General features: G+C 42.4%; 9 protein-coding genes and 1 tRNA gene. 8 read left to right on the forward strand and 2 right to left on the reverse strand.

Annotation, left to right across the window (positions count from 1 at the left end):
- The first annotated feature begins 378 nt into the window (after nucleotides 1-378).
- Both V7K44_RS06470 and V7K44_RS06475 read left to right on the forward strand, forming a co-directional pair.
- Nucleotides 379-3,117, forward strand: a complete 2,739-nt coding sequence (locus V7K44_RS06470) for a two-partner secretion domain-containing protein (protein WP_334929740.1) — start codon at nucleotides 379-381, stop codon at nucleotides 3,115-3,117.
- On the forward strand, nucleotides 3,083-5,707 hold the full coding sequence (locus V7K44_RS06475; protein WP_334929742.1) for a CHAT domain-containing protein: 2,625 nt from the start codon (nucleotides 3,083-3,085) through the stop codon (nucleotides 5,705-5,707). Before V7K44_RS06470 ends, V7K44_RS06475 begins: the two co-directional genes overlap by 35 nt.
- Nucleotides 5,708-5,746: 39 nt before the next feature.
- Here the strand turns inward: V7K44_RS06475 and V7K44_RS06480 are convergent, their stop codons facing one another.
- Both V7K44_RS06480 and V7K44_RS06485 read right to left on the reverse strand, forming a co-directional pair.
- Nucleotides 5,747-6,586 carry a DUF928 domain-containing protein gene (locus V7K44_RS06480; RefSeq protein WP_334929744.1) on the reverse strand — a complete coding sequence of 280 codons (840 nt, stop codon included), beginning with the start codon at nucleotides 6,584-6,586 and terminating at the stop codon, nucleotides 5,747-5,749.
- A 598-nt stretch (nucleotides 6,587-7,184) separates the two neighbouring features.
- Nucleotides 7,185-9,374 carry a PAS domain S-box protein gene (locus V7K44_RS06485; RefSeq protein ID WP_334929746.1) on the reverse strand — a complete coding sequence of 730 codons (2,190 nt, stop codon included), beginning with the start codon at nucleotides 9,372-9,374 and terminating at the stop codon, nucleotides 7,185-7,187.
- A gap of 264 nt (nucleotides 9,375-9,638) precedes the next feature.
- On the opposite strand from V7K44_RS06485, the gene V7K44_RS06490 reads away from it, so the two are divergent.
- The 6 genes from V7K44_RS06490 to V7K44_RS06515 all read left to right on the forward strand — a co-directional run bounded on the left by V7K44_RS06490 (nucleotide 9,639) and on the right by V7K44_RS06515 (nucleotide 14,858).
- On the forward strand, nucleotides 9,639-10,076 hold the full coding sequence (locus V7K44_RS06490; protein ID WP_334929748.1) for a hypothetical protein: 438 nt from the start codon (nucleotides 9,639-9,641) through the stop codon (nucleotides 10,074-10,076).
- A complete protein-coding gene (locus V7K44_RS06495) occupies nucleotides 10,043-10,807 on the forward strand; it encodes an SDR family oxidoreductase (RefSeq protein WP_334929750.1) in 765 nt (254 codons plus the stop codon). Before V7K44_RS06490 ends, V7K44_RS06495 begins: the two co-directional genes overlap by 34 nt.
- Before the next feature lie 5 nt (nucleotides 10,808-10,812).
- Nucleotides 10,813-10,885 (forward strand) — tRNA-Glu (locus V7K44_RS06500).
- Between the two features lie 316 nt (nucleotides 10,886-11,201).
- Entirely contained in the window at nucleotides 11,202-12,545 is a 1,344-nt protein-coding gene (locus V7K44_RS06505) for an adenylosuccinate synthase (protein ID WP_334720709.1), read from the forward strand.
- Nucleotides 12,546-12,622: 77 nt separating this feature from the next.
- On the forward strand, nucleotides 12,623-13,228 hold the full coding sequence (locus V7K44_RS06510; RefSeq protein ID WP_334929752.1) for a 50S ribosomal protein L25/general stress protein Ctc: 606 nt from the start codon (nucleotides 12,623-12,625) through the stop codon (nucleotides 13,226-13,228).
- 100 nt (nucleotides 13,229-13,328) lie between these two features.
- Nucleotides 13,329-14,858 (forward strand): bifunctional aminoglycoside phosphotransferase/ATP-binding protein, encoded by a 1,530-nt coding sequence (locus V7K44_RS06515; RefSeq protein ID WP_334929754.1) that lies wholly within the window; start codon nucleotides 13,329-13,331, stop codon nucleotides 14,856-14,858.
- Nucleotides 14,859-14,893: the final 35 nt, after the last annotated feature.

Here is a 14,893-nt window from a genome sequence, read left to right on the forward strand (position 1 = left end):
CTTGTTGCATAAGGATATTGATGAAAAAATCACCTCAATTATTAAACGCTCAAACCCCTGCTCTGGTTTATTCACTTGATTCAGCAGTGTCAATTTGCTAATATCCTCTGTTGTGTACAAGTTCATTGTCCTGACACTTACAGGACTAGCCTTTCAAAGTGACTCGTTAAATATCTTGTTTTTCTTTAGCGCTCTCTGTGCCTCTGTGGTTTATAAGTAATTTATTTAACTACTATAGATACAGAAAACACAGAGTAAAGAGCTTAAAAAGTAATTTCTTGATTAAACTTTTTACCTACCTTGAAAGAGCTAGTCCTAACACTTTCTATTCAAGATTGAGGCTGACAACCTAAATTTCCTTTTCTATAAGAGAGTGCAATGTCTTTTAAAACTGCGCCAAACTGGTTACAAGGTCTACTAGGAGTTGCCATTGTCAGTGCAGTTACCTTATATGCAAATATCTCAGTTGCCCAAATCACCCCAGACGGCACTCTGCCCTCTAATTCCAATGTGAAATTAGAGGGAAATACCAGGATTATTGAGGGTGGAACCATCAGAGGGGGTAATCTGTTCCACAGCTTTGAGGAGTTCTCTGTTCTCAATGGCAGTACTGCTTTGTTCAATAATTCACTGGATATTCAGAACATCCTGACACGAGTAACAGGTAAGTCAATTTCTAATATAGATGGCTTAATTCGTGCTAACGGTAAAGTAAACTTATTCCTGCTCAATCCTAATGGGATTATTTTTGGTAAAAATGCTAGTTTAAATATCGGCGGTTCGTTTGTTGCCACAACAGCGAATGCCATAGGGTTTGGCAATTTGGGATTTTTCAGCGCTTCAAATCCAGAAGCACCTTCACCCTTGTTAACAGTAAATCCAAATGCTTTATTATTTAATCAAATTGCAGCTGCACCGATTCAAAATAGTTCGACTGCACCAGCAGAAGCTACTCCTGGTGGCGAGGATGCATTTGGTCTACGTGTCGCAGATGGTCGGAGTTTGCTGCTAGTAGGCGGTGATGTCAACATAGATGGTGGAGGGGTGAATGCTTTTGGTGGACGAGTCTCCTTAGGTGGGTTAGCTGGTGCGGGAACAGTCGGGTTGAATGGAGATGGTAATAATCTAAGTTTGAGTTTTCCCGATAGTGTAGAACGAAGCGATGTTTTCCTTAGCAATGGCGCTCTTGTAAATGTGATTGCTGGCGATGGTGGTAGTATCGCGGTTAATGCCCGGAATTTAGAGATGACAGGACAAAGTGCCCTGTTTGCAGGGATAGAGAGTGGACTGGGTTCTGATAATAGTAGGGCGGGAAATATTACGGTTAATGCCACGGTCGCAATAAATCTTAACAATGGGAGTCTAATTGCTAATCAGGTAGAACCAAAAGCAAATGGACAGGCAGGTGATATCAATATAAGTGCTAGTAGGTTACAAATTTCGGGTGGCGCACAGGTGAGTGCTCGTACAGGCGGTGCGGGCAATGGGGGCTCTTTGAGGGTTAATGCCCAAGATGTGCAAATCATTGGTAGAAGCGCTAATAATCGATTTGCCAGTAGCTTGGGTGCTTCTGCACAGCCAAACTCAACAGGGGATGCGGGTAATTTGACGATCAAAACTAATACTTTGCTAGTACGAGATGGAGCACAGGTAGCATCTAGTACATTTGGTGCGGGTAAGGCGGGTTCTTTGAGCGTTGATGCCCAAGATGTGCAAATCATTGGTACAAGCGTTGATGGTCAGTATCGCAGTGGCTTGTTTGCTTCTGCACAGCCAAACTCAACAGGGGATGCGGGTGATTTGACGGTTAAAACTAATACTTTGGTAGTGCGAAATGGAGCCGTGGTAAGTACTTCTACATTTACTAAGGGCAAGGGGGGTTCTTTAAGCGTTGATGCCCAAGATGTGCAAATCATTGGTACAAGCGCTGATGGTCAGTCTCCCAGTGGCTTGAATACTTTTGCACAGGTAAACTCAACAGGGGATGCGGGCGATCTCACGGTCAAAACTAATACCTTGCTAGTACGAGATGGGGCACAGGTATTTACTGGTACTTCCGGTGTGGGCAAGGGGGGTAGTTTGAGGGTTGATGCCCAAGATGTGCAAATCATTGGTACAAGCGCTGATGGTCAGTTTCTCAGTGGCTTAGGTGCTTATGCAGAGCAAAACTCAACAGGGAATGCGGGTGATTTTACGCTAATAACTAATACTTTGCTAGTGCAAGATGAGGCAAAAGTAAGCGTGGAAAGTCTCGGAACAGGAACCGCAGGCAACATGACATTAAAAGCTCGCTCTATCCGTTTAAACAACAATGCCTCACTCAGCGCCACTACACGCAGCCCTAAAGTTGACCCAAATAGAGAACAGGCGACAATTAACATTGACTCACGAGATTTAATAATAGGTCGTAATAGCAATATCAGAACTGATGCCCAAGGAGAAAACGTCATTGGTGGTAACATCAATATCAATGCCGATGTCTTGGCTGCTTTTGAAAATAGCGATATTACTGCTGACTCGGATGACTTTCGTGGCGGGAATGTCAGAATCAATACTAAAGGTATCTTTGGTCTTCAGTTTCGGGATATACTTTCCCCAAACACAAGCGACATCACCGCCACCGGGGCAACTCGCGAGTTGAGCGGTAATGTGCAAATCACTACACCTGATATTGACCCCACTCGCGGCTTAGTTGAACTCCCAGTTAATCTAGTTGATGCTTCTAGGCAAATTTCCACCGCCTGCACACCTGGAACTCGGCAATTCCAAAACACATTTATCGCAACAGGACGCGGTGGACTACCCATGAGTCCCACTGAACCATTACAAGATACAAGTACTGTATCTGCGTGGGTAAAATTAAGACCAAAATCAGAAAACTTGGCAAACACAACGGCTGTACCACAACCAACAGCAGTTTCAACTACTCCCATTCCTGCTACAATTCCAATTGTGGAAGTTTCTGGCTGGGTAATTAATCCCAATGGCAACATAGAATTAGTAACACAAGTTCCTCAACTCAACCCCCACAGTCCTTGGCAAACACCTGCTTCCTGTCCTGTATCTCAGGGAGGTGTGAAATATGGCAAAATTTCAGCTGCCAAAGCGAGTAATTAGATTTGCGATAACTCCCGTACTCCTATTTACCCTTGCTATTTTCCTGACTATTATCCCTAGCACATTCGCTAAACAACAAAAAACAAATTCACCAGACAGATTTCACATCCAAACCAATAAACCCCCAGCCACAACACCACAGCCACTTCTTGAGCAAGGAGAAGCACTTTACCAAGCTGGACGCTTTACTGAAGCGGTAAATGTTCTACAACAAGCTGTCCGTACCTATCAACGAGAAAGCAATAACCTCGCACAAGCCGCAGCGCTGACTAACCTCTCTCTTGTATACCAACAACTCGGCTCGTGGAAAGAAGCTCATGCAACTATTAACAATAGCTTAAATTTGCTTGGCTGGGATGAGATAAATCAAAAGTTAAATGTCAACAATCCCAAATCTGAATTGTTAGAAATTCTTGCACAAACTCTAAATATTCAGGGCGAATTGCAATTAGCAGACGGACAAACTGATGCATCTGTAAAAACATCACAACAAGCAGAGCAAATCTGGAAGAAATTAGCTGACAAGGCTGGAGTAACGCGCAGCCGGATTAACCTAGCACAAGCTCTACGAGTTGCTGGTTTCTACCGCCGTAGCTTAGATATATTAAATGAAGTATCCCAACAATTATTTTCCCAACCTGACTCACCTGTAAAAGTAACAGCTTTGCGATCGCTTGGCAATGTCTTACAACAATTAGGCGAACTAGAGTCATCCCAGAAAAACTTACAACAAAGCTTAGAAATCGCTCAACGTCTGCAATTGCCTCTAGAAATTAGTTTGACAGAATTTAGCCTCGGTAATACTGCTAGGTCGTTAAGTAACATTAAAGATGCGATCGCTCATTATGAAAATGCTGCCAAAATTGCACCAAACCCTCTGGCCAAAGTTCAAGCCCTGATTAATCAACTGAGTTTGCTGGTCGAAAACGAACGCATCACAGAAGCAAAGTTATTAATACCTACAATCCAATCTCAACTTCCGAATCTGCCTACCAATCAAGCTGGTATTTATGCACGAATCAATTTTGCTCAGACTTTAACCACAATTAGTAACAAAAAAGATATTGCAGAGATGTTGGCAAGTAGCGTTCAGCAAGCCAAAATCATCGGCGATGAACGTGCTGAATCTTATGCGCTGGGCAGCTTGGGAGAAGTTTACGAGCAAAACCAACAATTGCAAGAAGCACAGGATTTGACGCAGCAAGGGTTGTTTCTGGCTCAAAAAATCGATGCCTCAGATATAGCTTATCGCCTTGAGTGGCAGTTAGGACGCTTACTCAAAGCACAGGGAAATATGCCAGCAGCCATATCTGCTTATGATGCTGCTGTAACAACTCTTCAGTCTCTTCGCAGCGATTTAGTTGCGGTTAATCGAGAGGTACAGTTCAATTTTCGCGATCGCATAGAACCTCTTTATCGGCAGTCTGTAGAGTTGATTTTACAAGAGAAAGGACAAGGAAAACCAGATTTAGATAAAGCACGTCAGCGAATAGAAGCCTTGCAAGTTGCAGAACTCGACAATTTTTTTCGAGAAGCTTGCTTGAGCAATCAATTTGTGGTGCTAGACAAAGTAGTAGACCGCGACAACCTGAATACTGCTATTTTCTACCCGATTATCCTAGATAATTATTTAGAAATTATTATCAAACTTCCCAATCAAACATTGATGCATAAAACTTCTAAAGTCAAACGTCAGGAAGTAGAGCAAGTTATTACAAAAATACGAAAGACAATAGTCGAACCTGATGCTAATCTGCAATTTAAAGCAGTTTCTCAACAACTTTATAACTGGTTAATTAAACCAGTTGAAACAGACCTTAAAAATAGTAAAGTTAATACTCTAGTCTTTATTCCAGATGGATTGTTGCGGAATATCCCGATGTCTGCATTATATGATGGCAGAGAATATTTAGTCCAAAAATACTCTGTAGTTATTAGCCCCGGATTGCAACTATTTACTCCCAAACCTCTAGGACAGAAAAAATTAAATGCCCTTGCTGGAGGACTATCGCAACCACCCAAAAATGAAAAGTTTGCACCACTTCCCAACGTTAAGGTTGAACTGAAATTAATTCAGGAATCAGGCGTATCGACAACTACATTATTGGATAAAAATTTTACCAGTACGACTTTAGGAAAAACCATCAACGCTCAACCTTTTAAAGTTGTTCACTTGGCAACTCACGGGCAATTTAGCTCTAAAGCAAAAGACACTTTTATCCTAGCAGCTGATGGACGCATCAATGTGAGTGAATTAGATAGTTTGCTTAAAAGTAGAGAGCAAAAACGAACAGAACCAGTTGAATTACTTGTTTTGAGTGCTTGCGAAACAGCAGCAGGAGATAACCGAGCTGCATTGGGATTAGCAGGAGTTGCTCTTCGTGCTGGTGCGCGGAGTACTTTAGCCTCCCTATGGCAAATCGGCGATAACTCTACAGCTTTATTTATTGGGGAATTTTACCGCCAGTTAGTGACTGGTAAAACTACGGCAGAAGCTTTACGCTTTGCTCAATTAAAATTACTTGAAGCTCCTGAATATAACCGTCCGATGTACTGGGCACCCTACGTTATAGTTGGTAATTGGTTGTAGAAATTTAGGCTTATAGATACTTTCCTGGATATGAAATTATTAACGGCTTGGTAATTTTATTACAGGCATCATAGTAAGATTATCTAGATTGATGGATTGCAATAAACTTTGCCAATCTTTTTTAAGAGATGCATCATTAGGATTAGAAATGCGTATTTGTATGAGCATATTTAAAGCATCAAACCAAATCCCTTTTTCAGCATAGATTATAATCTTTTGTCTAGGCTGATTTGCGGCTGCTAATTGTTGCATAACACGCTCATCTAAATTGATTCTTTTAATGTCCCCTTCTACATATACAGGAATGCTTGCTGTCTCTTGATTACAACGTACTTTTAAATACCAGCGATATGTTTTATCTACTTCTAATGAAGCAGTACTAGGGAGAGAAATACCAATTACACTTGGCTTTGAAGGTAGAGCGATCGCATTTCTATAAACATCATTTTCGGCGCTATCCTGTAAGCTAAATTCAGCGCTTGAGTTAGACAAATCCTTAGTGTAGGGGATGTAAAACCAAAACGTAGGTCGTTCTAAAGTGGTTAGTCCCTCTACAGTCCCGACAATTGACTTGTTTGTCTGTTTGCCAACCTTTTGTTCTTCTTGAAATGGTACTAAAGCAGTGAGCGGGGTTGAAACCGCAGGGCAATTATCTCGACTACCCATTCCTGCTCTACGCCCAGATACAGGACTTAATAGAGCAGGTGCTTTTGGTAAAATAAAAACTGGTCGAGAAGTAGGTTGTTGAGGTGAAGCAGGTGTTTTAACTGGTTGTGCAGGCTGTTTATTAGTAACTGGTTGTTTAGTTTGATCTATTACTTGTGCTGAATATTGGGTAGTGCTGCTCAAAATCAGAGCAGTTGTTAAGATCCATTTCATTGACTTAACAGGTACGATTTTTGCTTGTTGCTATCGTCATCATAAAGGTTGTAGGTATATTTAGCCATCTTTTATAGCGGTTCTCGTTTGGGTGCAGTACAGTTTTGACCTCTCTCCTAAGAGGAGCTACGGTGTACACACATCTTTGCGTAAAACCAAAATCGTTGAAGATCCCCCTAAATCCCCCTTAAAAAGGGGGACTTTGAAGGGCTTTTGCCCCCCTTTTTAAGGCAGGGCCGTTTCATTCGATCTCTTAAGGATTTTGTCAAGAGTATGAGTCAGAAATTTGCTTGAGTGGGAGAAATAAAAACTACCACCTCAACCAGTAAATTTAAGTGTTAACGCCATTTTCTTGCCCAATCAAATTTTTTAATCACTTGATTTTTTTGCTTGAAACGCTTGTAAATCAGCGCCTTTTAGGGAATGAAACAGCCCTGCTTTTTAAGGGGGGTTGGGGGGATCAAAACCTTGTGGGGCAATGTTAAAAGACTTGTGTGTACACCGTAGCCTAAGAGGAGAGAGGCTTTAAATCTTACTCCCATTCCCTTGCAGGGAAGGGGTTGACGGTTAGGTCTGTATTAGACTCAACTGCAAACCGCTATATAACTGATTCCAATTGTTGAGATAGCGAATGTGTGTCTCTAAATGTTGAGGCAGGCAAGTACACTGTAAATTGAGTACCTCTGCCTACTTGACTGTAAACATTGACAAAACCACCGTGATTCTTAATAATACCCAAGGCTGTAGAAAGTCCTAAACCTGTACCTTTGCCTACCTCTTTGGTGGTGAAAAATGGTTCAAAAATCCTTTGCTGGACTTCTGACGACATCCCCATACCAGTATCTGTCACCACGATCGCAATATAAGAACCCACTTTCGCATCTATATTTATCTGGGCAGAATGTTCGCCAATCACTAGATTTTCCGCTGCAATTCTTAAAATGCCGCCATTGGGCATAGCGTCGCGGGCGTTGATTACCAAGTTTATCAATACCTGATGTAGTTGAGTGATGTCTCCACGAACGTACCAGAGATTTTTAGGGATATCTATCTGGCAACTAATGGATTTGGGGAATGTTTGAGCGATAATTTGCTCAATCTCTGCCATCAAAGGCTGAATTTCCACAATTGTCCGTTTGCTTTCGATACCCCGTGCAAAAGATAACACTTGTTTAAGCAAATTAGCGCCGCGTTTGACATTATTTTCTAAAGTTTGCAGTATTTGCTGACTCTGGGAATCGGGCAATTTCTTTTGCAACAGTTGAACTGACATTAAAATTGGCGATAGTATGTTGTTGAGGTCGTGAGCGATACCGCCAGCTAGAGTGCCGATACTCTCCAAACGTTGCGATCGCAGAAGTTGAGCTTCTAGTTTTTTCTGTTGCGTAATCTCAGTGTTCACACTCAAAATAGATTTGGGTTGTTTATTATCATCTCGGATCAGTGTCCACCGACTTTCAACGATAATTACTTTGCCTTCCCTTGTCATTTGATGCAACTCACCCCGCCACTCACCCGTATTCATCACTCTCAAGTAAGCATCTTCTAGCTGTGGTGAATCTTTATACAAAAGTTGTAAAACATTCTTCCCCACAACTTCCTCAGCCTTCCACCCGTATAGACGTTCAGCACCTTTATTCCAAAATAAGATTTGGTGGTGGATATTTCGCACCAAAATCGCATCAGTTGATACATCCAGTAGCGCTGCTTGTTCGCGGATTTTGTGTTCTGCCTGTTTTTGCTGGGTTATATCTCGCGTCAGCGCCAAATGCATGAACGTGCCATCAGATTCGTTACGCAGGGGTACGGCATGAGTTTCTATGTAGCGACGAGTGCCTTTAAATCCCACGATTTCAAACTCCAAAGTCCCCTTATTACCTTGGCAGACACTTTCATGCAAGTCGGCAAAGGCTGCTTTATACTCTGGTAAAATTACAATATCAACTGGTTTACCAATCAAGATATCAGCACTTTCCACTTCCATCATTGCTAGCCCTTCTGCATTAATTTCTAAAAGGGTGCCATCCCTGGCAATTAACTGGATGCATTCTGGTTCTGCATCGATTGTGGCTCGTAAACGATTTTCGCTTTGACGTAGAGCCAGTTCCGTTTGCTGAAGTTGCCTGATATAACGCCACAACAAATCATACAGCAGCGCCACTAGCACCAAATCTACAATAGCAGCGATAAAAAATGTAACTATCGCTTTTTGGGAATTTGCTTGTGACTGCTGCATTTCCTGCTGTAATAAATTTTGCTCTGCCTTCAAAGAGTCGTTAATCAGTTGTTGAATCTCTTTGCCAATTTTTTTGTCATTATCAGATAATATTTGCTGCCGAACTGCTTCTAATCCCTGGTTTTTTCTGAGGTAAATTTCTTGTTGTAAAATTTTGAGTCTGTTGGTAATTTTCGGCTCTAGTAAAGAAATCCACTGCTGCTTTTGATGGTTCTTAGCAGTTAACTTGCTGAGAATCTGAATATTGCTATTAGTTTGTTTATAAGCTGCAAGATAAGTTTGTAAATCATCTGTATCTGCTGTAATTAAATAACTACGCTGTGCAGTTTCAGTATCTTTGAGTTTAGATTGGATACTTTCAATTTGGGTAATAACTTTATATGAGTCTGTCACCCATTGCTGGTTGTGAATCAGCTTCACAGTGTTGCTATATGAGACTACAGCATTAGTAAATACAACTGCCAACGCTAGGACGAATATTGCTTTCAGCTTTTGGACTCGATACCATTTTTTGATCGTGCGATCGCCCTTTATGCCGCAGATGCCTTTCATCAGTTAAGATTAATTATTAAAAACAAACACTGAGAATATTCTAAGGATTTTGATAACACGGGTAGCAAAATACAATCTCTTAAAGTTGTAAATATCTGGATTTTTTGGGATGATGATTTATACATAATAGTTACAAATAAATCCGCTAGTTTTTAATATAAATTCATTTTTACAGTAATATGGGCAATGCAGTTTAGATGGGATATAGCCATTTTCAATTCAGTGAGCTACAGGTATGCAAGGCAATAATACCAAAAATGACTAATGACCAAACCACCACGTTGCATTGTCTGCAAGACAACTTTTTTACAGGGTCATAGTTTTTACACTGGACTCTGTGTTGAGTGTGGAAATCTTAACTTCAGCAAGCGTCAACAAACTGCTGATTTACGGGGTACAATTGCCATTGTCACAGGAGGCAGGGTAAAGATTGGTCATGGGGTAGCATTGAGACTGTTGCGAAATGGTGCGACTGTGATAACAACAAGCCGTTTTCCTCATGATGCGGCGAAAAGGTACGCAACAGAGCCAGATTTTCTAGAATGGCAACATCGTTTGCAAATTTACGGACTCGATTTGCGCCATTCCACAGTGTTGAGCAATTTACCCAACACGTTTGCAAATTTTATCCGCGACTCGACATTATTATCAATAATGCAGCACAAACAGTGCGTCATCCGCCTGCGTTTTATCGTCATTTAATTGAGTTTGAATCACTACCTTTCGGGGAACTACCGCCAGAAATACAGGTGTTAGTAAGTCATAATCATGCGGTAAACGCTGAAAATCCAGCACTATTAGGTAATACAGAAGAAAAACAAGCCACATTTACCGAAAATTCTGCTTTCCTCTCCCAAATTCCTTTGATTCCCCAAGACAGCGTAGATAATTCGGCTTTTTTCCCTTTAGGAGGGTATACGGCTGATAGACAACAACTTGACTTGCGTCCCTTTAATAGCTGGCTGATGAAGGATGATGAAGTCAGTATTTTAGAATTATTGGAAGTGCATATAATTAATGCGATCGCTCCATTTATCATTAACAGCAGACTCAAGCCATTAATGAGCAACTACGAAGAGACTAATAAATATATCATTAATGTCTCTTCAATGGAAGGGCGATTTAACAATGTTGAGAAACCCTGGCGACATCCCCACACCAATATGGCAAAGGCTGCTCTCAATCAAATGACCCGTACCTGTGCCAAAGAATACGCTAAACATCGTATTTTTATGAATGCAGTAGACCCTGGATGGATTAGCTTTCAACACCCCTATAATCAAGCAAAATCTATGCAAGAACGTGGCGTTTACCCTCCCTTTGATATCAATGATGCAGCTGCACGCATTTGTGACCCAATTTATCTAGGAATTAACCAAGGTAAAACACCTTTTGCTAAATTATTTAAAGACTATACAGAAACAGATTGGTAATTTCTGGCAGTGTAGCTTAATGGTAGAGCGTCCGCCTGTTCAAGGCGAAAGACAGCCGTTCGATTCGGTTCGCTGCCCCAGCAACGTAGTTCAAACATTAGAATTCCTTGGAGCACACCAGGAGATACGGGTGCAATTCCCGTCGTTGCTAATCAAAAATCTAAAATTGGTATGGCCCCGCAAAACCCAATCCGCTTCAAGATATTCCGATCGATTGACAACTAAGGTTTTTCGAGAGTGTCTTTAAAGGATGTTTGAAAAGTTCTCTTGTCGGTAGCAAAACGTTATATATCCCTAAGTACCTCGATAAATTGGATATTTTTATTATTGACACGACCCAAACAATGTGTTAATAATAATAGTTTGTGGAAACTTTACTTCTTAATATAAGCTCTTGGCTAACGTCATTGTCATAGGTGCCCAATGGGGCGATGAAGGAAAAGGTAAAATAACTGACTTACTCAGCCGTTCCGCAGATGTTGTGGTGCGTTACCAAGGGGGTGTCAATGCTGGACACACGATTGTAGTAAAAGGTCAGACCTTTAAACTGCACCTGATACCCTCTGGGATTTTGTATCCAAATACCGATTGCATTATCGGCTGTGGAACAGTGATCGATCCACAGATTTTGATCGCAGAACTCGACCAATTAAAAGAATTAAATATTTCCACTGACCACCTGCTGATATCTGAGACAGCCCACGTAACAATGCCTTATCATCGATTGATTGACCAGGCATCTGAAGAACGACGGGGAAGCTATAAGATCGGCACAACAGGTCGGGGCATTGGGCCGACTTATGCTGACAAATCTGAACGTACAGGCATTCGGGTTTTAGACTTGATGAACCCTGATGCGTTGCGCGAGCAGCTGGAGTGGACGATTAATTATAAAAACGTCATTTTAGAAAAGCTTTACAACTTGCCGCCTCTAGATCCACAAGAGGTGATTGAACAGTATTTGGGTTATGCAGAACGCTTGCGGCCTTACGTTATTGATACATCGTTAAAAATATACGATGCAATTCAGCGGCGGCGCAATATTTTGTTTGAAGGCGCACAAGGTACGCTCCTAGACTTAGATCATGGAACTTACCCTTATGTCACCTCCTCTAACCCGGTAGCGGGTGGGGCTTGCGTTGGTGCAGGGGTAGGGCCGACAATGATTGACCGGGTAATTGGGGTGTCAAAAGCCTATACAACCCGTGTCGGAGAGGGGCCATTTCCGACTGAATTGGATGGCGAGTTGGGAGAATTGTTGTGCGATCGCGGTGCCGAATTTGGCACAACCACCGGACGCAAACGGCGCTGTGGCTGGTTTGATGCCGTCATTGGTCGCTATGCCGTGCGGATTAACGGCATGGATTGTATGGCCCTGACCAAACTAGATGTTCTAGATGAATTAGAGTCAATCCAAGTTTGTGTCGCTTATGACATAGATGGCCAACGCAGCGAACACTTCCCCACAAGTTCTCGTCAATTTGCGAGATGTCGCCCCATCTACAAAACCTTGCCAGGGTGGAAAGTGTCAACAACTCACTGCCGCACCCTAGAAGACTTGCCACAAGCAGCATTGGATTATCTCAAATTCTTAGCCGAATTGATGGAAGTCCCGATCGCGATCGTTTCATTAGGAGCCAGCCGCGATCAAACCATAATCGTAGAAGACCCCATCCACGGGCCCAAACGCGCTTTATTGCACCCCGACGGTACACCTGCTACCCTACTTAGTGCTTAGTGCTTAGTGCTTAGTGAGTGCTGAGTGCTGAGTACTAGGATTTAATGACAAAGGACAACTGACAAAGGACAACTTTTATGGCTATTACAGTCGAATCTCAAAAACGTCCAGAAGGCAGCAAGCCAAGAGCTTTGCGCCGCGCTGGATTGATACCTGCCAATTTGTATGGTCATAAGGGTACAGAATCTATTTCTTTGACCATTGAGGCCAAAACTGTTGAGCGTTTGCTCAAAAGAGCTTCCGTCAACAACACCTTGATTGAGTTGAATGTTGCTGATGCACCTTGGCGTGGCAAAACCTTGCTGCGAGAACTTCAGATCCATCCAGCCAAAGGTACGCCTTACCACCTCAGCTTTTTCGCGGTTGCTGGCCACGGTGACACCACTGTAGAAGTACGTCTGCGTTTTGTGGGAGCTGCTATTGGTGTTAAACAAGAGGGTGGTGTATTAGACACCGTAGTCACTGAATTGCAAGTGACTTGTGCGCCAGAAAACATCCCAGATGTAATTGAAATCGATGTCTCTAACCTGCAAATAGGAGACAGCTTGAGTATTAGTGATATACCCTTTCCTGAAGGTGTTACACCTCTAGCGGAATCAGAGCGACTTGTTGTCAGTGTTTTGCCACCACAAATTAGTGCTGAAGATGCTGGGATAGAAACTGAAACTGAAGCAGCTTCTTAAGCTAGGTAAACTGTGTAATAATTTTTGATGACACCAGGGGGGAACTCCTGGTTTTTTTTGTATATGAACCGCAGAGGCGCAGAGAGCGCAGAGGACAGAGATGACAGAAGCGACTCTTCCAGCTTTAATTCAGCAAATGTTGCAGCCGGGATTTTATCCCCATCCGGTAACAGAACCCATTCAACTAATTCAAACTCACATTTCTTATGTGCTGTTAACTGGGGATTACGCTTATAAGCTGAAAAAACCTGTGAATTTTGGCTTTTTGGACTTTTCCACCTTAGATAAGCGGCAGCATTTTTGTCAGGAAGAGTTACGGTTAAATCAGCGGGGTGCTGGTGAACTGTATTTAGAAGTTTTGCCCATAACTCTGGTAGGGGAGCAATACCAGTTAGGGGGAGCGAGCGAGGCTGTAGAATATGTGCTGAAAATGCGCCAGTTTCCTCAAGAGTCGCTATTAAGCACACTTTTTGAAGAAGGTAAGTTAAATGAGACGCGTCTAGATGAATTGGGACGGGTGGTGGCTCAATATCATGCCCAAGCACAGACGAATGATTACATTCGCACTTTTGGGGAAGTGCCAAATGTTCGAGCTGCCTTTGATGAGAATTATCAGCAAACTGAGAAGTATATTGGTGGCCCCCAGACTCAGGCGCAATTTACAGAAACACAGCAATATACAGATAAATTTTTTGCCGAACATCCAGAATTATTTGCTAGCAGAATTCACAACGATTATATTCGTGAATGTCACGGAGACTTACACCTGAGAAATATTGCCCTGTGGCACGATAAAATCTTGTTGTTCGATTGCATTGAATTTAATGAGCCGTTTCGCTTTGTCGATGTGATGTACGATGTGGCGTTCACGGTGATGGATTTGGAAGCGCGCCAGCGCAAAGACTTGGGTAATGCGTTTTTGAATGCCTATATAGAGCAAACTGGAGACTGGGAAGGTTTACAGGTGTTGCCCTTATATTTAAGTCGTCAGGCTTATGTCCGGGCTAAGGTGACATCCTTTTTGTTAGACGATCCAAGCGTACCCGCGACGGTGAAGGAAGAAGCGACAAAAACCGCTGCTGATTATTACAAACAGGCTTGGGAATACACTAAACCAAACCAGGGAGAACTAATTTTGATGTCGGGGTTGTCGGGTTCTGGTAAAAGTACCACAGCAAAGTCTTTAGCCCGTCAACAGGGAGCGATTCACCTGCGTTCGGATGCGGTGCGGAAGCATTTAGGGGGAATTCCGTTGTGGGAACGGGGTGGCGATGATTTGTATACACCGGAGATGACCGAGAAAACTTACACACGGCTGTTAGAATTGGGAATTATCCTGGCTAAACAAGGTTTTTCGGTGATTTTGGATGCCAAGTATGATAAACAACAGTTACGGCAAGAAGCGATCGCACAAGCTACAAAACATCAACTTCCTCTTCAGATTATCCAATGCACAGCACCGCTGGAAGTTCTAAAGGAGCGTTTGAACAATCGCACTGGTGATATTGCTGATGCTACCGCCGATTTATTAGCCTCACAAATCAAACAAGCTGAACCTTTCACTGAAGAGGAACAACCTTATGTAAAGATTTGGGATACAACTCAGCCACAGCACGCACAATTAAAATAATTCGTAATTCGTAATTCGTAATTGAGTTGAAAATT

Origin of the sequence: Nostoc sp. (genome assembly GCF_036917235.1) — a bacterium.
Taxonomy (GTDB): domain Bacteria; phylum Cyanobacteriota; class Cyanobacteriia; order Cyanobacteriales; family Nostocaceae; genus Nostoc.

Bases quoted from the DNA above. Each gene is read 5' to 3' on its own strand.
- V7K44_RS06470 (WP_334929740.1), top strand. From the start codon at position 379: ATGTCTTTTAAAACTGCGCCAAACTGGTTACAAGGTCTACTAGGAGTT.
- V7K44_RS06475 (WP_334929742.1), top strand. From the start codon at position 3,083: ATGGCAAAATTTCAGCTGCCAAAGCGAGTAATTAGATTTGCGATAACT.
- V7K44_RS06480 (WP_334929744.1), bottom strand. From the start codon at position 6,586: ATGAAATGGATCTTAACAACTGCTCTGATTTTGAGCAGCACTACCCAA.
- V7K44_RS06485 (WP_334929746.1), bottom strand. From the start codon at position 9,374: ATGAAAGGCATCTGCGGCATAAAGGGCGATCGCACGATCAAAAAATGG.
- V7K44_RS06490 (WP_334929748.1), top strand. From the start codon at position 9,639: ATGACCAAACCACCACGTTGCATTGTCTGCAAGACAACTTTTTTACAG.
- V7K44_RS06510 (WP_334929752.1), top strand. From the start codon at position 12,623: ATGGCTATTACAGTCGAATCTCAAAAACGTCCAGAAGGCAGCAAGCCA.
- V7K44_RS06515 (WP_334929754.1), top strand. From the start codon at position 13,329: ATGACAGAAGCGACTCTTCCAGCTTTAATTCAGCAAATGTTGCAGCCG.